At 69.3% G+C, this 24268-nt stretch carries 23 protein-coding genes and 1 pseudogene; 12 read left to right on the top strand and 12 right to left on the bottom strand.

Annotated elements, in window-relative coordinates:
* Window positions 1-62 precede the first annotated feature (62 nt).
* A complete protein-coding gene (locus ACMGFH_RS12480) occupies window positions 63-749 on the bottom strand; it encodes a helix-turn-helix domain-containing protein (protein WP_415378773.1) in 687 nt (228 codons plus the stop codon).
* An 89-nt stretch (window positions 750-838) separates the two neighbouring features.
* Here ACMGFH_RS12480 and ACMGFH_RS12485 point away from each other — a divergent pair, with 89 nt between their 5' ends.
* The 10 genes and pseudogenes from ACMGFH_RS12485 to ACMGFH_RS12530 all read left to right on the top strand — a co-directional run bounded on the left by ACMGFH_RS12485 (window position 839) and on the right by ACMGFH_RS12530 (window position 11803).
* The gene (locus tag ACMGFH_RS12485) at window positions 839-1978 is read left to right on the top strand and encodes an ATP-binding cassette domain-containing protein (RefSeq protein ID WP_415378774.1); all 1140 of its coding nucleotides are present in this window, start codon (window positions 839-841) and stop codon (window positions 1976-1978) included.
* Complete coding sequence (locus ACMGFH_RS12490) at window positions 1975-2835, top strand: ABC transporter permease (protein ID WP_415378775.1); 861 nt, start codon at window positions 1975-1977, stop codon at window positions 2833-2835. The genes ACMGFH_RS12485 and ACMGFH_RS12490 overlap by 4 nt, the downstream gene beginning before the upstream one ends.
* Before the next feature lie 272 nt (window positions 2836-3107).
* Window positions 3108-4709, top strand: a complete 1602-nt coding sequence (locus ACMGFH_RS12495; RefSeq protein WP_415378776.1) for an RICIN domain-containing protein — start codon at window positions 3108-3110, stop codon at window positions 4707-4709.
* A 96-nt stretch (window positions 4710-4805) separates the two neighbouring features.
* A complete protein-coding gene (locus ACMGFH_RS12500; protein ID WP_415378777.1) occupies window positions 4806-6947 on the top strand; it encodes a S9 family peptidase in 2142 nt (713 codons plus the stop codon).
* A 254-nt stretch (window positions 6948-7201) separates the two neighbouring features.
* Window positions 7202-7498, top strand: coding sequence for a hypothetical protein (locus ACMGFH_RS12505; RefSeq protein WP_415378778.1), 297 nt, complete (start codon window positions 7202-7204; stop codon window positions 7496-7498).
* An 8-nt stretch (window positions 7499-7506) separates the two neighbouring features.
* Window positions 7507-7728 (top strand): annotated as a pseudogene (locus ACMGFH_RS12510) (universal stress protein); the annotation flags it as partial.
* Window positions 7729-7875: 147 nt separating this feature from the next.
* On the top strand, window positions 7876-8169 hold the full coding sequence (locus ACMGFH_RS12515; protein ID WP_415378779.1) for a hypothetical protein: 294 nt from the start codon (window positions 7876-7878) through the stop codon (window positions 8167-8169).
* 153 nt (window positions 8170-8322) lie between these two features.
* Window positions 8323-9774: a phosphomethylpyrimidine synthase ThiC gene (thiC, locus tag ACMGFH_RS12520; protein WP_415378780.1), complete on the top strand. Its 1452-nt coding sequence runs from the start codon at window positions 8323-8325 to the stop codon at window positions 9772-9774.
* 245 nt (window positions 9775-10019) lie between these two features.
* On the top strand, window positions 10020-10790 hold the full coding sequence (locus ACMGFH_RS12525; RefSeq protein WP_415383243.1) for an SDR family NAD(P)-dependent oxidoreductase: 771 nt from the start codon (window positions 10020-10022) through the stop codon (window positions 10788-10790).
* Window positions 10787-11803, top strand: coding sequence for a TIGR04024 family LLM class F420-dependent oxidoreductase (locus ACMGFH_RS12530; RefSeq protein ID WP_415378781.1), 1017 nt, complete (start codon window positions 10787-10789; stop codon window positions 11801-11803). The genes ACMGFH_RS12525 and ACMGFH_RS12530 overlap by 4 nt, the downstream gene beginning before the upstream one ends.
* 539 nt (window positions 11804-12342) lie before the next feature.
* On the opposite strand, the gene ACMGFH_RS12535 is transcribed toward ACMGFH_RS12530, so the two are convergent.
* From ACMGFH_RS12535 to ACMGFH_RS12560, 6 genes are all read right to left on the bottom strand, one after another.
* Window positions 12343-13728 carry an FAD-binding oxidoreductase gene (locus tag ACMGFH_RS12535; RefSeq protein WP_415378782.1) on the bottom strand — a complete coding sequence of 462 codons (1386 nt, stop codon included), beginning with the start codon at window positions 13726-13728 and terminating at the stop codon, window positions 12343-12345.
* Between the two features lie 67 nt (window positions 13729-13795).
* Window positions 13796-14023, bottom strand: a complete 228-nt coding sequence (locus ACMGFH_RS12540) for a hypothetical protein (protein WP_415378783.1) — start codon at window positions 14021-14023, stop codon at window positions 13796-13798.
* Window positions 14024-14188: 165 nt separating this feature from the next.
* Window positions 14189-14374: a hypothetical protein gene (locus ACMGFH_RS12545; RefSeq protein ID WP_415378784.1), complete on the bottom strand. Its 186-nt coding sequence runs from the start codon at window positions 14372-14374 to the stop codon at window positions 14189-14191.
* Window positions 14375-14850: 476 nt separating this feature from the next.
* The gene (locus ACMGFH_RS12550) at window positions 14851-15678 is read right to left on the bottom strand and encodes a 6-hydroxymethylpterin diphosphokinase MptE-like protein (RefSeq protein WP_415378785.1); all 828 of its coding nucleotides are present in this window, start codon (window positions 15676-15678) and stop codon (window positions 14851-14853) included.
* Window positions 15679-15804: 126 nt separating this feature from the next.
* Window positions 15805-17034, bottom strand: coding sequence for a dihydropteroate synthase (gene folP / locus ACMGFH_RS12555; protein WP_415378786.1), 1230 nt, complete (start codon window positions 17032-17034; stop codon window positions 15805-15807).
* Window positions 17035-17150: 116 nt separating this feature from the next.
* Window positions 17151-17456: a zinc ribbon domain-containing protein gene (locus ACMGFH_RS12560; RefSeq protein ID WP_415378787.1), complete on the bottom strand. Its 306-nt coding sequence runs from the start codon at window positions 17454-17456 to the stop codon at window positions 17151-17153.
* A gap of 115 nt (window positions 17457-17571) precedes the next feature.
* Here ACMGFH_RS12560 and ACMGFH_RS12565 point away from each other — a divergent pair, with 115 nt between their 5' ends.
* On the top strand, window positions 17572-18099 hold the full coding sequence (locus ACMGFH_RS12565; RefSeq protein WP_415378788.1) for a hypothetical protein: 528 nt from the start codon (window positions 17572-17574) through the stop codon (window positions 18097-18099).
* The gene (locus tag ACMGFH_RS12570) at window positions 18099-18890 is read left to right on the top strand and encodes an RNA methyltransferase (RefSeq protein WP_415378789.1); all 792 of its coding nucleotides are present in this window, start codon (window positions 18099-18101) and stop codon (window positions 18888-18890) included. Before ACMGFH_RS12565 ends, ACMGFH_RS12570 begins: the two co-directional genes overlap by 1 nt.
* A 14-nt stretch (window positions 18891-18904) precedes the next feature.
* On the opposite strand, the gene ACMGFH_RS12575 is transcribed toward ACMGFH_RS12570, so the two are convergent.
* From ACMGFH_RS12575 to gatE, 5 genes are all read right to left on the bottom strand, one after another.
* A complete protein-coding gene (locus ACMGFH_RS12575) occupies window positions 18905-19585 on the bottom strand; it encodes a hypothetical protein (protein ID WP_415378790.1) in 681 nt (226 codons plus the stop codon).
* A gap of 290 nt (window positions 19586-19875) precedes the next feature.
* Window positions 19876-20781: a hypothetical protein gene (locus tag ACMGFH_RS12580; protein ID WP_415378791.1), complete on the bottom strand. Its 906-nt coding sequence runs from the start codon at window positions 20779-20781 to the stop codon at window positions 19876-19878.
* A gap of 76 nt (window positions 20782-20857) precedes the next feature.
* On the bottom strand, window positions 20858-21370 hold the full coding sequence (locus ACMGFH_RS12585; protein WP_415378792.1) for a hypothetical protein: 513 nt from the start codon (window positions 21368-21370) through the stop codon (window positions 20858-20860).
* Complete coding sequence (locus tag ACMGFH_RS12590; protein ID WP_415378793.1) at window positions 21367-22362, bottom strand: hypothetical protein; 996 nt, start codon at window positions 22360-22362, stop codon at window positions 21367-21369. The genes ACMGFH_RS12585 and ACMGFH_RS12590 overlap by 4 nt, the downstream gene beginning before the upstream one ends.
* Window position 22363: 1 nt before the next feature.
* Entirely contained in the window at window positions 22364-24241 is a 1878-nt protein-coding gene (gene gatE, locus ACMGFH_RS12595) for a Glu-tRNA(Gln) amidotransferase subunit GatE (protein WP_415378794.1), read from the bottom strand.
* Window positions 24242-24268 lie beyond the last annotated feature (27 nt).

The following is a 24268-nucleotide window of genomic DNA, read 5'->3' on the forward strand; positions in this document are numbered from 1 at the left end:
ACGCGCCGTTCTCGTCCCGGCTCACGTCCGGATGGTGACGACGTACCAGCGAGCGGCGCTCGTCACACCTCGGAACCGAGCGCGTCCATCGCAGCGTCGACCAGCTTCGCCTCGGCCTTCCGGAGGTGGTCCCCGGCGGTCTGCGCCGAACACCCCAGCACGGCAGCGACATCTTGGTGGGTCGCGCCCCGGGGCTGGTCGTAGTAGCCCAGTTCCTGCGCCGCGACGACGGCTTCTCGCTGTCGGTCGCTCAGAGACCGACTGGTTCCCCGGTCAGCAGTGGGCGTCGAGGATATCTCGTCGACCCGGACGTCGATGTCGTCGCCCTGGCGCTCGAAGGCGTCCTGCAGGGGGCCGGGGTCGCCGACGATCCGGGCGTGTACCTCGCCGTCGCGGAAGACGACCGGCGTGCGGACGATCAGCCCGCCGGCTTCGAGCGCGCTCGCGAGGCAACTGAATATCGGGACCGCCGACCGCCGGACGTGAACGAGCACCTGTGCGTCGCCGCCGTCGCCGCCCTCGTCGGGCCGGCCCGACACCTCGCAGCCCTCGACGCCCTCGGTTTCGGGCGCCGCTTCGGCCAGGGGGACGGGGTCGCCGTCGACCGCGAACAGGAGCATCGCGTCCGCGGCGGTGAGGTTCCAGTCGCGGACGGCCACTCGCTCGATCGCCGGCGTGTTCGCGAGAAGATCGAAAAACGCCGGCGCCCGCTCCGGATCGAGGCGGGCCGTGAGACGGACGTGTTTCATCGCCCGACACGTCAGGCGAGGGGGTAATAAAACCCGATTCTATGCCGCCCGGAACGCCCACCCGGGCGCCGCGCCAGCCGCCGATACGGATGTCGGACACAGCGAATCCACCCGAGCGGACCGGGACCGATGGAACGGAGGCGACGAACGGCGGAGCGGACGCGACGACCGACCGGCCGCTCTCTATCGATGTCGAGGGGCTCGAACTCACGTACGCTGACGGCACGACGGCCGTCGAGGACGTGACGCTCGCCGTCCCGCGCGGGGAGTTCTTCGGCTTCCTCGGCCCCAACGGCGCGGGGAAGACGACGACGATCAAGGTGCTGGCGACCCTGCTGGATCCGACGGGCGGGACCGTCCGGATCAACGGCCGTGACGCGGTCACCGAGCGGACCGCAGTCCGGGCCTCGATCGGGTACATGGCCCAGGAGACGAGCGTCGACGAGGAACTGTCCGCCCGGGAGAATCTCGCGTTCGCCTGCGACGCGTACGGCGTGGCGCGGGCCGAGCGGGCCGAACGCATCGACGAGTTGCTCGAACTGATCGACCTCGCCGACGTGGCCGACACGCCGGCGGGGAACTTCTCCGGCGGGATGAAAAAGCGGCTGGACGCGGCGACCGCGCTGGTCCACGACCCGGAACTGGTCTTCCTCGACGAGCCGACGACGGGGCTGGACCCGAAGGCCAGAAACCGGCTGTGGGACTACTTCCGGCGGATCAACGCCCGGGGGACGACGGTGTTCCTCACCACGCAGTACCTCGAAGAGGCCGACCGTCTCTGCGACCGCCTCGCAGTCATCCGCGACGGCCGCATCGTCGAGGAGGGGTCACCCGACGCCCTGAAGCGTCGCGTCGGCGGCGAGATACTCGAACTCTCGGTCGGCGGCGAAAGCGGCGGCCCCGACGCGGTAGCGGCCGCCGCATCGGTCGTCCGGGAGGCGCCCGCGCTGGGAGCGGAGGCGTCCGTCGAGACGACCGAGAGCGGTCTCAGGGTGACGACCCGGGACGCCGGCGAGCTCGGGCCGGCCCTCCTGCTGGCGCTCCGGGACGCCGGCGTGACGGTCTCCGGGTTCGCCGTCGAAGAGCCGACCCTCGACGACGTGTTCCTCGCCATCGCCGACGAGTCGGTCGCTGGGCTCGCCGCGAGCGACGATCGAGCTGCGAGCGACGAGGAATCCGCTACCGAAGCGGACTCCGGGTCCACGGCGACGTCGGAGGTGGACGCGTGAGTTCGCACGAGAGGACGGCGACTGTCTCGGAGACCGGGAATACGTTCCTCGGCGACGTGCGGGTAAACGTCGAGCGGTGGACGCGAAAGGCGGTCCACAACCCCACCGCGTTTGTGCTGGAGATCGTCGTGGCGGCCTTCTCACTGGTGCTGTTCTCAGCGGTCTTCGGCGACGTGGGCGCGGTCGCACTCGAACGCGCCGGCTTCGCCGACGTGGACTACGTGACCTACCTCCTGCCCGCGGTCCTCCTGCAGGCGACGATGGGGTCGGCCTTCTCCTCCGGGATGGGGCTGGTCGACGACCTCGAGAGCGGCATGTTCGAGAAGAGCCTCGTCTCGCCGATGTCCGCGACGGCGGTGTTCACGGGCAAAGCCGCCTCCGAGCTGGCTCGGATCGTCGTCCAACTGCTCGTCGTCCTCGGACTGGCGCTCGCGATGGGCGCGCGGATCGAGACCGGCGCCGCCGGGCTGGTCGGTATCCTCGCCGTCTGTCTGCTGGTCGGGCTGCTGTTCATGGCAGTTTCGAACGTCGTGGGGCTGCTAGCGCGGGACGACGAGGTGGTCAACGCCGCCTCGCTACTGTTCATGTTCCCGCTGCTCTTCCTCTCACCGGCGTTCGTCCCCCTGTCGTCGGATATCGAGTTCGCGGCGACGTTCAACCCGGTGACCTACGGCGTCGACGCGGTGCGGGCGCTGGTCCTCGGCGAGGACGTCCTCACGGTGCTGTCGGTTAGCCGGTTCGGCGGCGTCGCCGACACGCTCGTTCCCGCCGTCGTCGTGCTCGTCGCCCTGAACCTGCTCGTCGGCGGGCTGGCCGTCAGACTGCTCGGTCGCGCCACGAGTTCCACGGCGGTCTGACCGCCCCGGGTGCACCGACCGACTTCGCGCGATCGACGATTCGCGCGCGGAGAGCGCCGGTCCCCCGCGCGTTCGACACCCCGTGCCGAGCGCGTGCGCGCCGCTGACGCGTCTGCGAGCGGTTTCGACCCGATTGCCGCAGTGGTGCGTACAACGGAGTTTCGCGTGGCTCGCCGGTGCGCCGGAACAAACGGTCACACGTTCTGTATTTATCCACCATTGTATTACATTGACATTATTTATTTATACTATTGTTCGGAATCGGTTTCCGCATGACTGATAATACCATGCAAGACGCGTGTGGCGGCGAACAGACACTGAGAACCTCCCGGCGGTCCGTCCTCCGGGCGGCAGGGGCCGGGGTGGGGGCGCTGGCGCTCGGCAGCCTCAGCGGCACGGCTGCGGCGGCGCCCTCGCGGTTGCACACGGAGGGGAAGTGGATCAGGGACGCCGACGGCAACGACGTCAAGCTCCGGGGCATCGCGATGGCGGACGCCGGGTTCTACGAGCGCTTCCATCCGAAGTCGTCGATGGACGTGGCCGAGTGGGCGACCGACGCCGACAGGGGCTGGCACCCGAACCTGCTGCGCATCCCCTGCACGCAGGACTCGATCTCCCACTACGGGGCCGCGAACTACGTCCAGAACTACGTTCGACCGATCGTCGACCTGTGCGCCGACCGCGGCATCTACGCCATGGTCGACCTGCACCTCGTGCGGCCGTACACGGAGCAGGCGACGGACGACTCGGACACGACCTACGACAAGTATCCCGACGAAGTCGTGCGGAACTTCTGGAACGAGGCGGCGCCGGCGTTCGCCGACGACTCGCACGTCCTCTTCGAGCTGTTCAACGAGCCGACCGAGCCGGCCTACTGGGACGACGACCAGCAGGCCTGGAGCACCTGGAAGGGCGTGGCTCAGCCGTGGGTCGACCGCGTCCGCGAGCTCGCGTCCGAGACGCCGATCGTCATCGGGTCGCCGCGGTGGACCTCCGTCCCCGACGCGGCGCCCGACGACCCCTTCAGCGGGAACGACCTGATCTACTCGGGCCACATCTACCCGTCGAACGGCCAGCCGTCGGACTTCGACGGGACCTACGGCGCCCCCGCGAGCGAGGTCCCCATCTTCATCACCGAGTTCGGCTGGGACCCCGACGGCGACGCGAACGTCGACCAGGGGACCACATCCGGGTGGGGCGAGCCCTTCCGGAACTGGGTGGAAGGCTACGAGAACATGGGCTGGGCAGCCTGGTGTTTCGACGACTCGTGGGCGCCGACCTTTTTCAGTTCGCCCGACGCGGGCGCGAACGAGCCCTGGACGCTCAAGGACGGCGACGAGCAGGCCGGCGGGTACATCAAGACGTGGCTCGACGAGACCGTCAACGGCAGCGGGGGCGACGACGGGGGCGGCGGAGACGACGGCAGCGACGGCGACTCCGGCGGCCTCGCCGACGGCACCTACCAGGTCGCCAACGTCAACAGCGGTCAGGCGATGGACGTGTCCGGGGGCGACACCGGCGACGGCGGCAACGTGCTCCAGTGGCCCTACGGCGGCGCCGAGAACCAGCAGTGGACCGTCACGCAGAACGGCGACGGCACCTACACGTTCGAGGCGGTCCACAGCGGGAAGGTCCTCGAAGTCGCCAACGCGGAGACCGGCGATGGCGCCAATGTCCAGCAATGGACCGACAGCGGCGGGGACCACCAGCGGTTCGAACTGATCGACCAGGGGAACGGCGAGTACCGGGTCCAGCCGGTCCACAGCGGGATGGCCGTCGGCGTCGCCGACGCCGCCACCTCCGACGGCGCGAACGTCGAACAGCAGTCCTGGAGCGACGGCGCCCACCAGCGCTGGACGTTCTCGTCGGTCTGAGACGGGGAGCTGCCGGGCCGTGACCGGCCCTCGATCCGTGATACGCCCTCGCACGCGGACCGAACTGGTAAGTGACGGCGAGCCGACGGGCGCGGCATGGACGAACTGCCTGCCGACGCGATCTACGACCGGACGCGGCCCGGCGAACTCGCCGTCTCGCCGGACGGCGAGCGCGTGGCGTTCGCCGCGAGCGAGGCCGATCCCGACGAGGACGAGACGCACCAGTCCGTGTTCGTCGCACCCGCAGACGGGAGTCGTGACCCGCACCGACTGACCCGCGCCTCCGGTGCGTGGAACGTCGAGTGGTCGCCCGACGGCTCGAAACTCGGCGTCGTGATGGTCCGCGACGAGGACCTATCCCTGCGGGTGGGACGGGACGACGAAAACGGAGACGCCGACCAGGCTGGCGAGGGCGACGAAGACGGGGCCGACGAGGACGAGGCAGACGACGAGGAAGCCGACGAATCGAACGAAGCGAACGGCGACGACGAACCCAAACCGCAGGTCTGGGTGTACGACCTCGAACTCGGGGGCGACGCCCGGCAGGTGACCGACCGCGAGGAGGGCGTCAGCGACTTCGACTGGGGACCAGAGGGCGAGCGCGTCGTGATCTCGGCCCGCGACCCGACCGACGAGGAGCGAGAGTACCTCGACCAGCGCCGCGAGGACGGCCCCATCGAGACCGAGCGCCTCCAGCACAAGTACGACGGCAAGGGGTGGCTCGACACGGTGACGACCTACCTGTTCGTCGTCGACGTGGCGACCCGCGAGGAGCGCCGGCTCGACGACGCCACCGCCGGCGGGATCGGCGGCGAGGGGACCGGCATGCAACCGGCCTGGCACCCCGACGAGGACCGGATCGCCTTCGTGAGCTACGACGGCGAGAACGGCGACGACACCTACGTGCAGGACGTGTTCGTCGCGGACGTCGAGACAGGCACCGTCGAACGGATCACGGACGGCGAGTACCGCGCGTCGGGCCCGGTCTGGAGTCACGACGGCGACCGGCTGGCGTTCGCCGGACGGGCGCCCGACAACCTCTACGTTCCGTTCGACGTGTTCGTCGCCGACGCCGAATCCTGGGCGTACGACGCGGTCACGGGGGACCTCGACCGAACGATCGGCTGGTTCGGCATGCCGATCTGGCTGGACGACGGCCGACTTCTCGCGACCATCGGCGACGGCGGCTGGACGCGCTTCGTAGAAATCGACGCCGCGGGCGGGACGGAACGCGTTTTCGACCGCCAGCCCCGCGACGAGACCGTCTGGCAGTTCGACGCCGAGGGCGAGTCCGTCGCGTTCGTTCGCAGCGACCCCTCGGAGGGGATAGACGTCTACGCGATGGACGCGGCCGATCTCGACGCGGGCGCTGGCGACGAAGACCCCCGCCGCCGGCTCACCGAACTGAATCCGGAGCTGATAGCCGACTACGACCATCCCGAGACCGCCCGGCTGGCCTTCGAGAGCGACGACGGCACCGAGGTAGAGGGGATCGCCTCCTACCCACCCGACTTCGATCCCGAGGACCCCGACCCGCGGCCGACGCTCCTGTGGATCCACGGCGGGCCGATGGCCTACGACCAGCCGCAGTTCTCGCTCATGACGACGTTCTGGACGACGCGGGGCTACCTCGTCTACAACGTCAACTACCGCGGGTCGACCTCCTACGGTCGCGAGTTCTGCGAGGCGCTCAAGGGCGCGTGGAACACGCTCGAAGTCGCGGACCTGCTGGCGGGAACGGAGGACCTGGTCGAGCGCGGCTGGGCCGAGCCGGACCGGCTGTTCGTCGGTGGGTTCTCACAGGGCGGGGTCAACACCGCCTACGTCCTGACGCGGACCGACCGCTTCCGCGCGGGGCTGGCCGAACACGGCGTCTACGACATGCGCTCGTCGTTCGGCACCGACGACTCCCACAAGTGGTTCGAACACGATTTCGGCCTCCCGTGGGAGAACCCCGAGGCCTACGAGGCCGCCTCGTCGATCACCGACGTCGACCAGCTAGACACGCCGCTACTCTTGACCGCCGGCGGGAACGACTGGCGGTGTCCGCCCACCCAGTCCGAACAGCTCTACCGCTCGCTCCGCAAGCGCGGCGTCGAGTCGAAACTCGTCGTCTACCCCGACGAACACCACAACGTCGGCGACCCCGACCGCGCGATCCATCGGTTCGAGACGCTCGACGAGTGGGTCGCCCGGTTCGACCCCGAGCGGCCGTCCGACGAGGATCGGGACTCGTGAGGTGGCCGCTCGGCTAACCGAGGGCGTACGCGAGGACGTAGACCACGGCGGACCCGATCATCAGGAACACCATGATGAGCGCCATGATCTGCTGGCGGTCCAGTCCGATGAAGTTCATACGCGAACGTTTGCACGGGGACGGTTAGGGTTTTCGCGCCGACGTCGGCTCCCGGTGCGGGTCGGATTCGACTCGAATACCGGAAAGTGGTTCGGCCAGTAACAGGTCTAATATGTGACCGGTCCGAAGCGACGGTATGGAAGGCTCCGTCGAACGTGAGCGGCTCGTCTCGGTCGGAGGAACGCTGCTCGGCTACGGGCTGTTGGCGCTCGGTGTCGCGATGGTCGGTGTCACGGCCTACGAACTCCTGTTCGCCTCGGGGCGGACGCTCGCGTCCGCACAGGCGAGCCCGCGAGCCGTCGTCGGGCTGGCGCTCGGCGCCGCGGGCTATCTGGTGCTTAGGTATACGCTCGACAGGGACGCCGACGTCGACGAACCGGACGTCGAGCCCTCGGAGGCCAGCGCGGCCGACGCCTACCAGTTCGACACCTGAGCGGGACGGCCGTCGCGACGCTTCCGGCCGCCGTCCCCGCCGATCGAGTCGTCGAGGAAGGCGTCCCCAGGTCCGCGATTCTCGACTACGTCGCGGAGAGCGACCCGGATCTGGTCGTCATGGGTACCCACGGCCGGACCGGGCTGGACCACTACCTCATCGGCAGCGTCGCCGAGAACGTCGTCCGCGAGTCCCCGGTTCCCGTGATGACGATTCGCGTCGACGAGTAACGAGCAGCAGGAAGCCACGAGGCGACGCTCGCTCTCCTTCGTCGGTCCCGACGTCTCGTAGTCCCGCCGCCGGTGGCGTCTTCGCCCGTCCTTCGACATCGACCGGTCGTGCGAAAAGACAATAAATATACACGTCGTACTGCCGATATGGCACCGCTACTGCCTTCGAAAACGTGGGTCGTCTCGGCCGCTGGGACGCTGGTCGCGATGGCGTCGGTGCTGGTCGGCGGGTTCCTGACGCTCAGGGCCCTTCACTTTCTCGTATCGGACGTGGTGCCCGTGACAGCGGAGATCGTGCTCGTCAACGGAACGGCCGGAATCGTCCTTACGGTCGTCGGGTACCTGGTCTTCCGGTTCGTCGCTCGCAGGGATATCTCACCGCGGTCCGATGACGAGGAGAGCCATTCGAATCCGTCGAGCGAGATGCTCTGGCCCTGGTGACGCACGCCGTCGCTGCGTGCGACGCCGTCGACTCGCACCCTGTCCGCCGCTCGAACCCCTTTTTGGCCTGCTATCTCGGATTTCGAGTGCACCGCCCGCGAGGCGTCGCCCGACCACGAACGTTTATCATCGAGTAGTATAACCTAGTAATCGATGTCGACCCAGCTACAGCGCGCACGAGAGGGGGAGGTCACGCCGGCGATGGAGCGAGTCGCCGAGCGGGAGAATCGCGACTCCGAGTTCGTCCGCGAGCAGGTCGCCGAGGGCCAGGCAGTGATCCCCGCGAACCGCGGCCACGAGTCGCTGGACCCGATGATCATCGGTCGGGAGTTCGGGACGAAGGTCAACGCCAACATCGGCGCGAGCGAGACGACCAGCGACCTAGAGGACGAACTGGAGAAGCTCCACACCGCCGTCCACTACGGCGCGGACACGGTGATGGACCTCTCCACAGGGGGCGACCTCGACCGCATCCGTGAGGCCAACGTGGAGTACTCGCCGGTACCGGTGGGCACTGTCCCCATCTACGAGGCAGTCACGCGGGTCGACGACGTGGCCGACCTGACCCACGAACTCCTGCTCGACGTCATCGAGAAACAGGCCGAGCAGGGGGTCGACTACATGACCATCCACGCCGGCGTCCGGATGGAACACCTGCCGCTGACCGACGGCCGCAAGACCGGCATCGTCTCCCGCGGCGGTTCGATCCTCGCCCAGTGGATCGAAGAGAACGGCATGGAGAATCCCCTGTACACGAAGTTCGAGGCAATCTGCGAGATATTCGCCGAGCACGACGTGACCTTCAGTCTCGGCGACGGCCTGCGGCCCGGCTGTCTGGCCGACGCGAGCGACGAGGCGCAGTTCGCCGAACTCGACACCCTCGGAGAACTGACCCGGACCGCCTGGGACTACGGTGTCCAGGTCATGGTCGAGGGGCCGGGCCACGTCCCGATGGACGAGGTGGCCGACAACGTCGAGCGCCAGCAGGAGGTCTGCGACGGCGCGCCGTTCTACGTGCTCGGCCCGCTCGTGACCGACGTGGCGCCGGGCTACGACCACATCACCAGCTCCATCGGCGCGACCGAAGCGGCGCGAGCCGGCGCGGCGATGCTCTGCTACGTCACCCCCAAGGAACACCTCGGGCTGCCGGATGCCGAGGACGTCCGGGAAGGGCTGGCTGCGTATCGGATCGCCGCCCACGCCGCCGACGTGGCGAACGGTCGCCCCGGGGCACGGGACTGGGACGACGCCCTCTCGGAGGCGCGGTACGAGTTCGACTGGCGCCGGCAGTTCGAACTCGCTCTCGACCCCGAGCGCGCACGCGAGTTCCACGACCAGACGCTCCCCGGCGACAACTACAAGGATGCCCGCTTCTGCTCGATGTGCGGCGTCGACTTCTGCTCGATGCGCATCGACCAGGACGCCCGCGAGGCCGACGGCGAGGGGACGATGGACTCGCTCGACGACGAGACCGACATCGAGTCCTCGCCCGCCGCCGAGGTCAACCGCCCGCCCGTCGGCGAGCACGACGGCGCCGACGTGCCCGACCTCCCCGAATTCGTCGAGTATCCCCATCCGGATCACGAGGAACCGGCCGACGATTGAGGCGTGGTCTGACCGCAGGGAAGACCACGTTATTGCGAGCGGCGAACGGAGTGAGCCGTGAGCAGCGGGGCGCGAACGGAGTGAGCGCAGACTCGGACGACGAGCGGATCGAGTCTTCAGGCGAACGGAGTGAGCCACTCCCGATTTCAAACGCCGGACGAGTTGTCGGGAGTGCTACGCACCTATTTGGACCTGCGGGCCCCGTGAACGAGTATGCGAAGAAGTACCACAGCGGAGGGGAGACGGTGACCGACCGGTTCTCCGTGGCCGGGCAGACGGCCGTCGTCACCGGAGCGACGAAGGGGATCGGCCGCGCCGTCGCCGCACAGTTCGTCGCCGACGGCGCGGACGTGGCGATCTGCGCCCGCACCGAGGACGACGTGGACGAGGCCGTCGCCGCGCTGAACGAGGGTGACGGCGGTAGCGCCGTCGGCCGAGCGTGCGACGTCCGCGACCGCGCGGAGGTCGAGGCGCTCGTCGATGCGGCGGCCGACGAGTTCGAGGCGGTCGACTGCCTCGTCAACAACGCCGGTGCGAACTTCATGGCCGGGTTCGCGGACATCTCCGAGAACGGCTGGGAGAGCGTCGTCGACGTGAACCTCACCGGGACGTACAACTGCACGCAGGCGGCCCGCGAGCACCTCGCCGACGGCGGCGGGACCGTGATCAACGTGGCGAGCGTCGCCGGCCAGCAGGGCGCCCCCTACATGAGCCACTACGGCGCCGCGAAGGCGGCGATCATCAACCTCACGAGCACGCTCGGCTACGAGTGGGCCGGCGACGGGATCCGCGTCAACTGTATCGCACCCGGCTACGTCGCCACGCCCGGTGTCGCCAGCCAGATGGGTGTCGAACCCGGCGAGATCGACCGAGAGAGCTTCGACCGCAACGTCGGTTTGAGCGAGGAGATCGCCGACGTCGCGCAGTTCCTCGCCAGCGACGCCAGTTCGTTCCTCGTCGGTGAGACGGTCACCGCCCGCGGCGTGCCTGACATCGAGGAGACCCCCGACCTATGACTGAACATTCCACTCCGACGCGCGACGTGTTCCTCCCCGTCGCCGCCCAGCCGTCGATAGACACGCTCGTCGAGTACGCACGGGACGCCGAAGAACTGGGCTACGACCGCGCGTGGCTGCCCGAGACGTGGGGCCGCGACGCCGTCACGGTGCTGACCGCCATCGCCGAGCACACCGACGACATCGGTATCGGCACCTCCATCGCGAACGTCTACTCGCGCTCGCCCGCACTGATCGGTCAGACCGCGGCGACCCTGCAGGAGGTCTCCGACGGCCGGCTCAGGGTGGGTCTCGGCCCGAGCGGCCCAGCCGTCGTCGAGGGCTGGCACGGCGCCGACTACGACCGTCCGCTGCGCCGGACCCGCGAGACCATCGATATCGTGCGCCTCGTGCTCTCGGGCGAGCGCGTCGAGTACGACGGCGACATCTTCACCCTCTCGGGTCTGCGTCTACGCTGTGATCCACCGGATACGCCGCCGGGGATCGACGCCGCCGGCATGGGGCCGAAGTCGGTGGAGTTGGCAGGCCGTTTCGCCGACGGCTGGCACGCGCTCATGCTGACCCAAGAGGGGTTACGGGACCGGTTAGCGGACCTGGAGCGCGGCGCCGAACTGGGGGACCGGGACTTCGAGGACCTGCGCGTGACGCTCTCGCTCCCCTGTATCGCGCTGGACGACCGGGAACGCGCGCGGGACCTGGCCCGGAATCACCTCGCGTTCTACGTCGGCGCGATGGGCACGTTCTACCGTGAGGCGCTCGAACGCCAGGGGTACGAGGACGAGGCCGTCGAGATCGCCAGCGAGTGGGCCAACCGGAATCACGACGCCGCCCAGGACGCCATCTCCGACGAGTTGCTGGACGACCTGGGCATCGCCGGAACGCCCGATGAGTGCCGCGAGCGGTATTCGGCGTGGGAATCGATCGGCGGCGTCGACGCCGTCTCAGTGTCGTTCCCGCGGGGCGCCGAACCCGACGAGATCGACGCGACGATGCGCGCGCTCGCTCCGGAGTAGTCCGAGGAGTGAGCGGAGCAGTCGTTGTTGCGCGCTCTGTCGCGTGGTTTTCCGCCCGAGTAGCGGACGAGGAAGCGCGGAATGTGCTGCAGTCCGCGAGCGTGGTGGGACTTTCGACGCTCTCGTTCCGTCACCACCGGCGTTGAAAGCCCCCGGCCGCTGCGGTCCCGGGCCTCGCTGCGCTCCTCGGCCTAACGGCCTGCGGTGCTTACGTCGTCCGGGTTCTCGCAGCGGCCGGCCCCTTTCAGTCCCACCCCCCACGGCACCGCCACGCACCACACGCCTCCCCAGCCGATTCACTCGGTCGCTGCGCTCCCTCGTTCATCCACCGGAAGACTCGCTTCACTCGTCTTCCGAGCCTTCGGTCACTACCCTCCCGAAGACCTCGCACGGCTCCGTCTCGCGGCCTCGCTATCGCTCGGCACGCTCACGGGTCACTGCGTTCCCCGTTCGCATCGAGGTCTCCCTGCGGTTGACCTCGCACCGCTCGACGGCGCGCGCCACTGGAAAATTCGGGCCCGATAGGGCTCGAAGCCGCCTTACTCTGACTCGTCCGGGAAGATCTTCCCGGGATTCAGAATGCCGTCGGGGTCCAGCGCGTCCTTGATCGAGCGCATCACGGCCACGGAGTCGCGGCCGTGCTCGCGGTTCATGAACTGCCGCTTGCCCAGGCCGACGCCGTGCTCGCCGGTGGCGGTCCCGCCGAGTTCGATCGCCTTCTCGACGACGCTGGCGTAGACGGCGTCGCCCGCCGCCACCATCTCGTCGTCGTCGGGGTCGACGAGTATCTCGTAGTGGAGGTTGCCGTCGCCGGCGTGGCCGTAGCAGGCCATCGGGAGATCGGCGGTCTCGGCCTCGCTGCGGGCGTGGCGGATGATCGCCGGGAACTCGCTGATGGGGACGGTCACGTCGCCGGGGTGGAGCGGACGCAGGTGTTCCCGGTAGTCGTCGAGGGCGTAGGCCATCTCCCGGCGCAGTTCCCACAATTCGGCCATCTCCTCGTCGGCGGCCATCTCGAACGAGAGGGGGTCGTAGTCGGCGAAGACCGCCCGACAGAAGTCGATCTCCTCGTCGACGCCGTGGTCGGCGTGGAACTCGACGAACACCATCGGCGCGTCGGGGAGGTCGGTGCCGACGTACTCGTTGGCGACCTCCGCCGCGAACGACCCCAGCAGTTCGATCTTCGCCACGTCGACGCCCGACTGGATAGCGTCGGCGATGGCGCCCGCGGCGTCCTCGAACGTCTCGAAGACCGCTCGACCGCCGCGGACCTGCTGCGGGCGGCCCGCGAGTTGCAGCGTCGCACGAGTGACGACCGCCAGCGTCCCCTCGCTGCCGACGATCAGGTCTTTGAGGTTGTACCCCGCCGAGCTCTTGACGGCCTCGCTGCCGGCCGAGATCACGGTCCCGTCAGCGAGCACGGCTTCGAGTTCGAGTACCCAGTCGCCGACGACGCCGTATTTCACCGCCTGCATCCCGCTGGCGTCGGTCGCGATCATCCCGCCCACGGTCGAGATGTCGCCCGACGAGGGCAGCGGCGGGAACGTCAACCCGTGCTCGGCGGCTGCCTCGTCCACCGCGCTCCCGAGGACGCCCGGCTGTACCTCGATCTGGAGGGCTTCGGGCCGAACGTCGAGAATCTGGTCCATTCGCGTCGTATCGAGGCTAATGCCCTCGTGGGCAGGAACCGCGTTGCCCTCCAGACCGGTCCCTGCGGCGAAGGGTGTGACGGGGATACCGCGCTCGTGGGCGCCCGCGAGGATAGCCGAGACCTCCTCCGTCGAGGTGGGCCAGACGACGACGTCGGGGCGGACCTCGTCCTCGGGATGGGTGCCCCAGTCGCCGGCGTGTTCGTCGCGGACGTACTCGTCGACCGACACCCGCTCGTCCCCGACGGCGTCGGTCAGAAAGGCGTACTCGGTCATTGCCTGTGAGAGCGACCTCGTCGCATTTAGCTCCGTCGGCGGAAAGTCCGCTCCCGACGACCGTCGGTCACTGATTCACCGAGTGTCGCGTGAGATCACGCTGTGTCAGCGAGTGGCCGAGGAGGACCAGTCCGACGCCCGCGAACGCCGCGGCGCCCCAGCCGCCGAGCCCGGCCGGCCAATCGCCGGTCGCCGCATGCAGCGCGACCGAGACCAGTGCGGTGAAGACGAGCAACACGCCGAAGTTCCGGGCGGTCCAGAACTGTTCGTCGCGCGTCTCCCTCGATCGGTCCATAGCGGATCAGGCGAGCGATAAGAGGCGGACGCCAAAAACCGGACCGCCAAAAGAGTTAGAGCCCCCGGACGACCGCCGCCATCGGCTGAGACACCGAGGTACGGCCGATCGAGAGCGGTGATAGCGGTTCCGGCACGCACGGGCGTGTGACGGACCGCCGTGGCGCTACAGGTCCGACAGCGGTTCGAACTCGTCGTTACCGCACTGACAGACCCCGTCTGTCCCCATCGGAACGACGGTGCCGTCCGCCCCCCGTTGCAACGAGTACACCTGTCCGCACTCGGTACATTCCCCGACCAGCGCCTCCTCGTCGGTTTCGGGTCCGTCCCTCGCCCTCCGCTCTTCGTTCATCACGCTGATACCACGGCGCCCGCCCATAAATTGTCACCTGCTAAATCTGTACAGAGTAGTTACCAGATGGCGACGCGTTCGGAACGGAGTCGCGTCCGATCGGCGCGGCGCGCCTCGCAGTACCGTCAACGGGACGTGTGAGAATGCGGAAAACACGTCGGGAGGCTGTCCTGACACGATACAGGCCATCGATCACTGAGTGCTGACGGTTCAGATCGCGGGCGGAGGCGATATTCAAATAGGCTCCCGGCGCGAGATCTCGGATAACTCGGTAATCGCCAGCGGGCGTCCACGACTCGGAGCATCCAGTGAGAGCACGAGACGTCCGTGGCGGCGTTTCTGGTATTCCTATTCTTACAATGTAGCCGCGGCTACAAACGAGTTCTCCGCGATCGGGCCCCGAGCGCGGCTCCGGGGGAGTTTGCGGACCGCTACCGCCCGACCACACGCGGCCGCCCTCCGCCGACGGAACGAGTTCAGACAGGGAGAGTCGACTCGTCGATCCCGTTGCGTCGACCGTCGAGCACGTCGAAGCGCTCCCCGCGGCGGAGTTCCAGCCACCGCAGCAGTCGCTCGGCCCAGACGAGTTTCCGGCGCTTGATCGGTCCGACGTCCGGGTCGTCGAAGTCCCAGCCGGCGAAGACCAGTTCGGCGGCGCCGCAGTGGTCGGCCAGGAACGCGGCGCGGTCGCCGTCCGTGAACCCACCGGTGTTGTGGATCGGTCCGATAGGGGCGGCCTGGGTCGTCGGGAGCACGTACTCGACCGCCAACCGCGGCACCCGCTCGCGGAGCGCCGGTTGGTTGTCGCCGTGGGCGTGGACGACGACGGGCGTCCCCTCCCGCGTCAACTCGCGGGCCACGTCGCTCTCCTCGTCGAGGTCGGTCACCATGCAGTCCACCGCCAGACCGGCTTCCCGGAGCCGCGTCGCGGCGTCAGAGGCTGCGACGACGCTCTCGGCCGCGTCGACGCGGTCCAGTTCGTTGTCGAGAGAGGGGCCCGCACCGACGACAGCGACCGTCTCACGGGAATAATCGAGGTCAGCTGGTTCGAGCGGCCGCACGTCGACGCCGTTCGCGTCCGGGGCGGCAGCACCGCTCGTGTCTGACGCGTCCGCGTCGCTGTTCGACCCGTCAGCGCCAGCGTCTGACGCGCCCGCGCCTCCGTCAGACGCTCGCCCACCGGGGGGATCGCCGTCGCTGACGAGGTCGGCGAGCAGGTCGCGAGCCCGTTCGTCGGCGGTGCGGTCTAACCCCATATCGGACAGAATCGCCGCGTAGACGGGTTCCCAGTCGTGAAATTCCATAGCTGTCGCTACGAACGTTGGTCACCAATAAACCGGATTAGCCGAAGTGGCACGGACAAGGTACCCCTACCCAGGTGCCCTTTCGGCCTTCACCCACTCGTTTTGGCGCATCCGGTATAAGTTTTCTCACCTCTTTTCGCCCCCGCCGCCCGGCAGCGTCCCGGCGAGCGGACGTGGCACGTCCGTTCTGTCCGCCATCGCCGCCAGTGCCGCCGTCGTTCCGCATAAAAACCCCTCGTCGCCCCCGTCGGCGGTCAGGAACCGACACTCCGCCGCGCTGGCGACCGATCGCAGGCGTTCGCGGGTCGACTCGTCCAGTCCGCCGACGGCGTACACCCGGCTCACGGCCGCCGTCGGATCCGCGTCGGCGACGCCCGCCCGCTCGAAGTGCCGGGCCGCCTCGGCCGGGGTCGTCACGTCCAGTTCCTCGACGGTGAGACCGCCGTCGGCGCCCCGACCCGAACCGCCGCGGAACCCGGGGCCGCTCCGTTTGCGCTCCCGGGCGAACGCGTCGCCGACGAGGGCGGCGTCGCGCGTCTCTGCCACGTCGTGTGTTCGGATCACGTGCGCGCCCCGCTCGACGGCCATCGACGTGGCCGCGAGGCTCACCGGCAGGGCCTCCTCGGTCGCGCGGTCGGCGATCGACCGCAGGAAGTTCTTCCGGTTGATCGAGACGAGCATCGGCCGGTCGAGGCCACGGAACTCCCGCAACCGCCGGAACGTCTCGCGGTCGTCCTCCAGGGTCTGGTCCTCCGCCCACCCGCCGAACGCCGGGTCGACGATGGTCTTGTCGGTCAGGCCGTTCTGTTTCAGCGCCTCGTACACCTGATCGACGTAGTCGGCCCGCTCGGCCCATTCTTCCGAGTGGCGCTCGGCCCACGGCGTCGCCCGCACGGCGCCGGGTTTCGTCAAGTCGGGCGGACTCGCCATCTTCGCGACCGCCACGTCGTAGTCGCGACAGACCTCCGGCATCTCCGGGTCGGCGAAGCCGGCGATGTCGTTGACCATGTCGAACCCGCGGTCCAGCGCCGCCTCCGCCACCTCGGCGTAGCGCGTCTCGATACTCCAGACCGCGTCACCGGAGGTCGAGTGCAGCGTCTCGACGGCGGTGTCGAGCCGGGCGAGTTCCTGGTCGGCCGAGAGCACGTCGAAGCGCTTGTTGGCCGACTCCAGGCCGACGTCGACGATGTCGGCTCCCTCGCCGATCAGTTCGTCGTCGACGTACGCCGCGGCCTCGCCGGAGTCGTCGAAGACGCTCGGATCGTAGGGCGACTCCTCGCTGACGTTGAGGACGCCCATGAGCCGTGGCGGGTAATCGTCGCCGATCCCCAGACCCGCGGCGGTGACGTTCTGCATGCGCGCCTCTGAGAACTGAACCCGCAAAAACGGTGCGATGCGTCAACCGGTCCCGGCCGGTCGGGACCCCTCCGCCCCGTTCACCGACGCGGCGACTGGTCCGCGCCGCGACGCGGTCACTGCTTCAGGAAGCTGTTCGGCGCCTCCGCCGTACGCGCGGAGCGCGGCTCCGGCAGCTTCGACGAGCAGTTCTTGCAGACGCTGTACTCCGGGTCGTTGGTGGTCCCGCAGTTCGGGCAGTATCCCGGGTACTTCGACGGTGTCGCGCTGACTAAACTGGCGTAGTGCGACGGCAACACCTCGCGATCCCGCGGCGCACGCGCCGCCAGCCGACCGAACGCGAGCCACGCCCCCATCGCCACCGCGCCGAGCGCCAACCCCGCGGCGACCACCAGCGCCAGGAAGACGACGAAACTGACCATATGTGTTACCAAGTGACGTACTACCATAAATCGCCTGCCGGGCGTGACCATCGTCGGCCCGTCGCGCGAGCGCCAACACGGGCGCTTTTTGTCGGCTCGTCGTCTACCCGCCGGCATGAGCAAGGTATCGATCGGTCTCCGGGGCTGGCGATTCGACGAGGACGCGGTGTTCGACGCCGACGGCCGGATCCGGCCGCTCGGAAACATGGACGCCGAGACGCGCGAGCAGATCGTCCGCCTCTCCGCGATGATGGGCGAACCCTGTGACTGCTGCTATCTGGTCTACGGCGACGAGGAGATCCAGCGCTGCAACCCCGCACAGGCTATCTACGGCGAACCCCTCGGCGAGGTCCTCCTCTGCGACGACCACGAGGCCGACTTCGTCTACTGGTTCCAGGAAGAGGGCGGCAAGCGCTTCGCCGGCGAGCGCGAGCTCCAGGCGCAGTTCCACGACTGGTTCGCCGACGGCGGCCGCTCGCCCGAGGACTTCGAGCTCGAACACGTCGAGGAGGACCCAGACGGCGTCCCCGAGGCGCCCGACCCCGACGACGAGCTCCCGGGGCTGGAAGAGGAGATCGAGGAGATGGACGACGAGGAACTCGACGCGCTCGACCTCGACCTGACCGACCTGGACTTCGAGTGATGACCGACGAAGCAGCCCGGCGCCCCGCGGACGACGACACAGACCCCGCCGCCGGCGGTCCCTCGATCACCGTCGCTATCGTCGACGCCGAGACGCCCGGCAACGTCGGCACCATCGCGCGGTCGATGAAGAACTTCGGCCTCTCCGACCTCCTGCTGGTCGACCCACCGGAGCTCGATCCCGAGGGTGAGGCCTATGGCTTCGCCGGGCAGGCCCGCGAGGACATCCTCCCGAACGCCCGCGAAGTCACCTTCGACTCCCTCGTCGAGAACTTCCACACCGTCGGCTGCACCGCGGTGACGAACGAGGACGAGCGGAGCCACACGCGCTACCCCTTCCGGACGCCCGCCGAACTCGCCGACAGTCTGCGCGGCGTCGAGACCGACACCTGCATCGTCTTCGGGCGCGAGCGGGTCGGCCTCACCAACGACGAACTCGCCCGCCTCGACGAGGTCTGCTCGATCCCCGCCGCCGCCGACTACCCCGTCCTCAACCTCGGCCAGGCGGCCACCGTCGTCCTCTACGAACTCCGCGACCTGACCGTCGTCGAGACCCAGCACCCCGACGAGCGCCACCAGCGCGCCGAGGAGCGGGCGGTCGAGGGGCTCAACGACCAGTTCGGCGACTTCCTGGAAGCGATCGATCACCCAGCGGAGAAGCGGCCGAAGGCCCAGCGGCTCTGGCGGCGGCTGGTCGGCCGCGCGCACCCGACCGGGCGCGAGGCGACGACGCTCCGCGGCATCTTCCGCCGGGCGACGCGAGCGGTCGAGCGGTCGGACGACGAGAACTGAAGGCGACACCGTGTCTACGGAGCCGTTTCCGCGGCCTCCCCGTCGGGCCCGCTCCAGCGCAACTCCAGCCAGGCGACGCCGACGAGGAACAGTAGCGTACCGACGACGTCTACGTGTCCGCCCCCGTGACCGACCATCGCGAGGGGGGCGCCGCCCAGAAGGAACACGGGCGCGAGCGGCGCACCGGCCCGCCGGTACAGGATGCCCACGGCGATCACCGCCACGAGTCCCCCGGCCGTCCCGATCAGTGCGAGGGCGACGACCGCCGGGTTCGTACCTATTCCCTCCGCGATAGCGGTCGCGGCCTCTTGCTGGACGCCGGAGAACGCCTCCCCCTCGTGGAGGACGATGCCCACCGCGATACCCGCGATCGCCTCGAACGCGACGTAACAGACGCCGTACACGGCGGTCCCGGCCCGTCCCACGGTGGCCGTCGTCCCGTCGAAGTCCGCGAGGAGAACGAACAGACAGACCCCGAGGAGCCCGAGGAGGGGAAGCAACACTAGATGATACCGGAACCACCAGTCGGCAGTCGCGTCGCCAGCCGCGACCAGATCGGCGCCGCCGTGGGGATGCGCCGCGAACGCCGCAGCGAGGAGAATCGGACTCCCGACGAGCAGGAGTAGCCGACCGAGACGGCGTCCGTCAGTGCCGGAGTTACGGCCGTCGACGACGCCGGGCTGGTACTCGTCCATCAGTCGACGCCCCTCCGCGGACTATCAGTCGGGGTTCCCGGACAGTGGGGTCCGCGACCGGCGGTCGGAGGAGCGGCGAGCGGGGCAGGGGATGACGTGCGTTCGACCATCGTCGTCTCGCGTCCACCTCGTCGGGGCTCGTACGTAAGTATTATCAAATATCGAATATATGTTCGATCTCGAGCAAAAGAGGTCTTGACCCGCACCCGGCGTGCGCGGCGGGGGTCTCACTCGCTGCGGTCGACTCGTCGGCGTCCGGTCAACAGTCGTTGAGAACGGAACCTGATAGGTCAGGCTTCGCGGTCCGGGCCGCGGCGGATGCGTTCGGTGCGCAGGACCGACAGCTCCTCGTCGGCCCGCAGACGGAGGCGCTCGTCGTCGAGGCGGTAGGTCACCGCGTACTCGTCGCCGACGCGGTCGGTCTGCCAGTCGCCGCGCTCTCGCCTGTCGAGCAGGTCGCCGACGCTGAGCGAGAGGGCGTCGACGCCGTGATCCCAGTGAAATGCGACCGTTGCCGGGTGGGTCGCCAGCCAGATTGGAAGTGGGCCGTTCAACCCCCGCCAGCACTGCTCGCACTCGGCGACGCCGATCGACTCGCCCGGGATCGGCTCCGCCGAAACGTCTCGAACCCAGCAGTCGGCCGCGCTGCCGCACTCGGGGCAGACGCCCTCCCGGAACCGCCAGAAGTAGGTGACCATCCGGGCCTCCGCGCTTGCGAGGAGGGACTGCGCGTCGCGGCCGTGGACCTGTGCCGGCGTGACGGGCATCGTCCCCGTCCGCTCGCCGCAGTCGTCGCACTCGCGGTACAGCACGAGGCCCTCGACGGCGACCCGGAGTGACTCGGCCCCGCAGTACGGGCAGGGCTCGTCGACCGGGACGGGGTCGAACGCCGCGTCGTCTGCGTACGCGTCGGACAGGTACAGGCGGACGACCGCATCGCCGGCTGTGGTAAACTGCCAGCCGTCGTCGGTGCTCCGGAGGTAGGTGCCGTCCAGCCGTTCCAGGTGGTACGACAGTTGTGAGGTCGAGTCGACGTCGACGCGTTCGTAAATCTCCGAGAACGGCAGTTCCGGGACGATCCCCGGAGAGTCGTGGTCCCGTTCCCGCATCGCCGCGGCGAACTCGCGGAGGATCGTCACCCGCGTCGGGTCCGCGAGGGCGCCGAACGCCTCCGCGGCCGCTTCGGGATCCGTCATGCTCGACCGGTCCGACGGACAGGGCGTAGTCGTTTCGGTGGTTCCGACCCGTACCGCGGCGTCGGTGCCTGCTCCGTCAGTCGTCTTCGTCCACGGACGTCGCCCCCACGTCCGCCGATCCGGCCACGTCCTCGTCGTTCGCCGGGTTCGCGCCCGCGGCTGTCACGTGCTCGGCTGCCTCCTGGACGACCACGCCGTGGCGCGTGGTCGAGACCAGATCGGCGAGCAGGTGGGCGTACAGCGAGGCGCCGACGATGCCGGCGAGGTACGGCCGCCACAGCCACAGCGCGGGCACCGCGACCCCGCCGATGACGACGTGGCTCAACAGGCGGTTCAGCGCCCCGACGGTCCCCTCCTCGAAGATCGCGTCCTGATCGAAGACGACGATCCGCGGGTCGCGGAGACAGCGGCGGACGGGGCCGAGGTCGCCCGCGTTGTACCACGCGAGGAAGAAGTGGTCGAAGTCGATGCCGACGCCGACGGCGACCGCGATCGCGACGACGGCCCACGCGGGGATCGGGGGCGTCGTGACCGCGACGGCGACGAGGCCGACGACCAGCGAGATCGCGGCGTGAGCGCCCGATTTCATCGCGGGGCCCCGGAGTCGTCGACCGCGGCGCTGGGCTCGGGTCCGCCTCGTTCCGGGACCGTCCGCTGGACGACCCAGAGCCCGGCCGCGCCGGCGAGGAAGGTCCCGGTCGCGAGCAGTTGCGCCCACGAGTCGGGCGCCGGCCACAGTCCCATCCCCGCGGCCTCGACGGCGCCCATCGGCGTCGCGGTCGCGCCGACGAGCACGACGCCGAGCCCCGCGCTGAGCACGCCGACAGCGATGCCGAGGACGACGAGCACAAGCCAGACGGCGGCTGCTCCGCCGACGACCGACCGGGCGTCCGCGCCGTCGACCGCGAGCGCGAGGAACGCGACGATGAGGACGCCGTAGTCGACGGCCCCGCCCAGCCCCCCGACGGCCGATTCGCCGACGGCGAGCCAGAAGTACGGCACTCCAAGCGCCAGCCTGGAGGCCACCTCGATCCCGAACCAGAGCCCGGCGGCGACACCCATCACCCGCGCCACGCGACCGACGGCCCGCGGACTGACCCGGGGGAGCCGCCGCTCGCTCGGTGCGAGCGGGAGTCCGCCGCCGGCCCTGTCGCCGAGCGCGTCTCGGAGGGCCGCGCCGCCCGCAGCGGTCCCGACGAAGAGCCCGGCGGCGAACAGCCCCTCCTGCAGGGCGCCCGCGACTTCTTCGACGAGGACGGTGGTCGTCACCGCCGACGGTTCGGCGACTAACCTGACGAGCGGTGACGCCTCGATGGCGACGCCGCCGACGAACACCGCGAGCGCGAGTCGTCGGACGGTCGCGCGGGTGATCGACTCCTCACCGGTTGCCACCCGCTCGCCGAGGCTCAACAGCGCGACGACGGCCAGCCAGTCGGTCGCGACGCGTAGTCCGAGCGCGTGGACGAGGGTCACGACGCTCCGGAGCGGCCGCGGCGGGACCGACGCCAGCGTCACGGTCGCGACCGCCAGCAGCAGCGTCGCGACGAGCGCACTCGCGCCGCGTCGCCGGGTCGCCCTCATCCTACCCCGCTCGCTCCTGTATCTCCTCGCGGAGGACGCTGCTGACCGTGTCGCCGTCGGCCTTCCCGCGGAGTTCGCCCATGCACTCGCCCATCAGCCCGGAGAAGGCGCCCATCCCCTCGGTCTCGACCTGCTCGGCGTTGCGCTCGACGACCGTCACGACCGCTTCCCGGACTTCGTCCTCGCCGACGCCGCCCAGGTCCTGCTGCTCGACCGCTTCCGCGGCGGTCAGGTCGGGGTCGGCCGCGAGCGCTCGCAGGAGGTCGTCGAGCCCCTCCTGGGGCACCTCGCCGTCGTCGACCAGCGCGAGCGCGTCCGCGAGGTGGTCGTCGGTCAGGTTCTCGACGGCCACGTCGTCGCGGCGCAGTTCCGTCAGCGTCGACTCGAACGTCGTGGCCGCCAGCGTCGGGTCGATTCCGTCGGCGACGACCGCCTCGAACAGCGGCATGTACTCGCCGTAGGCGACCTGTTCGGCCAGCCCCGAGTCGAGGTCGTACTCCGCCTGATAGCGCTCGACCTTCTCGGTCAGCAGTTCCGGCCGGTCGACCTCGGTGGGGTCGGGTTCGACGGGCGGCACGTCCGTCTCGGGGTACATCCGCGCCGCGCCCGGCAGCGGCCGCAGGTAGCGGGTCGTCCCCTCCTCCGTGGCGTCGCGGGTCTCCTCGGGCACCAGTTCGAGAGCGTCGCCCGCTCGCTCGACCACCGCGTCGATGGCCAGATCGGCCGTCTCCGGGTCGTCGGCGACGAGCGCGACCGCGTCCTCGGCACCGGCGTCGACCGCGTCGCGGAGCGCGTCGACTTCCGCTTCCGTCACGCCGTAGGCCGGCAGTTCGTCCGTGTGGAAGATGCCGCCGGCGCCGTGGCGCTTGGCGTGGTCCGAGAACTCGGTCCCCAGGCGGCGGTCGGGCTGGATCTCCCGACCGACGAGGCCGTCGAACCCGCCGAGGCGGACGGCCATGACTTTGCCACCGCCGGAGAGCGCGCCGCCGATGACGCCGGAGTCGGTGTCCGCGAAGACCTCGGTCACGTCCTGGGGGTCGCCGATAGACGCGTCGCGCGCCTGCAGTTCGTCGGCGATCTCCAGCAGTTCGACCTGCCGGCGCACCTCGTTGCGGACGATGTCGTCGATGTCGTCGAGGCTCTGGACGCCCTTGATCTCGACGCGGGCGCCCTCGGCGATGGAGACGTTGACGTCTTGGCGGATGGTCCCCAGGCCGCGCTTGACCTGCCCCGTCGAGCGCAGGAGCATCCCGATGCGCTCGGCGGCGTCGCGGGCCTGCTCCGGCGAGCGGATGTCGGGTTTCGTCCCGATCTCGACGAGCGGGATGCCCAGTCGATCGAGCGAGTAGCGCACGCCCGCATCGGTCTCCTCGACGCGCTGGGCGGACTCCTCTTCGAGCATCAGGTCCTCGATCCCGACCGTGCCCTCGTCCGTCTCGATGGCGCCCTCGCCGGCGACGCGCATCGTCCGCTGGAACCCCGTGGTGTTCGACCCGTCGACGACGATCTTCCGCATGACGTGGACCTGATCCGCCACCGTCGCGTCGAGCAACTGGGCGATCTCCATCGTCACGTCCATCGCCTCGCGGTCGACGCGGTGGGGCGGTTCGTCGTCCTCCTCGACGAGACAGGTTGTGTCGTAGGCGAGGTACTCGAACTCGCGGTCGACCATGCTCTCTTCGAGGGCGGCATCGTCGATCTCCCCGAGTTCGCTCTTGGTCGGGTGGAGGTACCGCGAGAACGTCCGCTCGGCATCTTCCGGCTCCCGGAGTTCGGTCGGGCACGGACAGAACAGCTTGTGCGCCGTGTCCAGCTGCTGGTGGATCTCAAGCCCCGCCACCAGCCCCAGGTCCTCGTAGTCGTAGTCGGCGTCGCTCATTGATCTGGTCTGCGAGGGCGTCGGGCA

This window comes from Halosimplex rarum (assembly GCF_047715405.1).
Classification (GTDB): Archaea; Halobacteriota; Halobacteria; order Halobacteriales; family Haloarculaceae; genus Halosimplex; species Halosimplex rarum.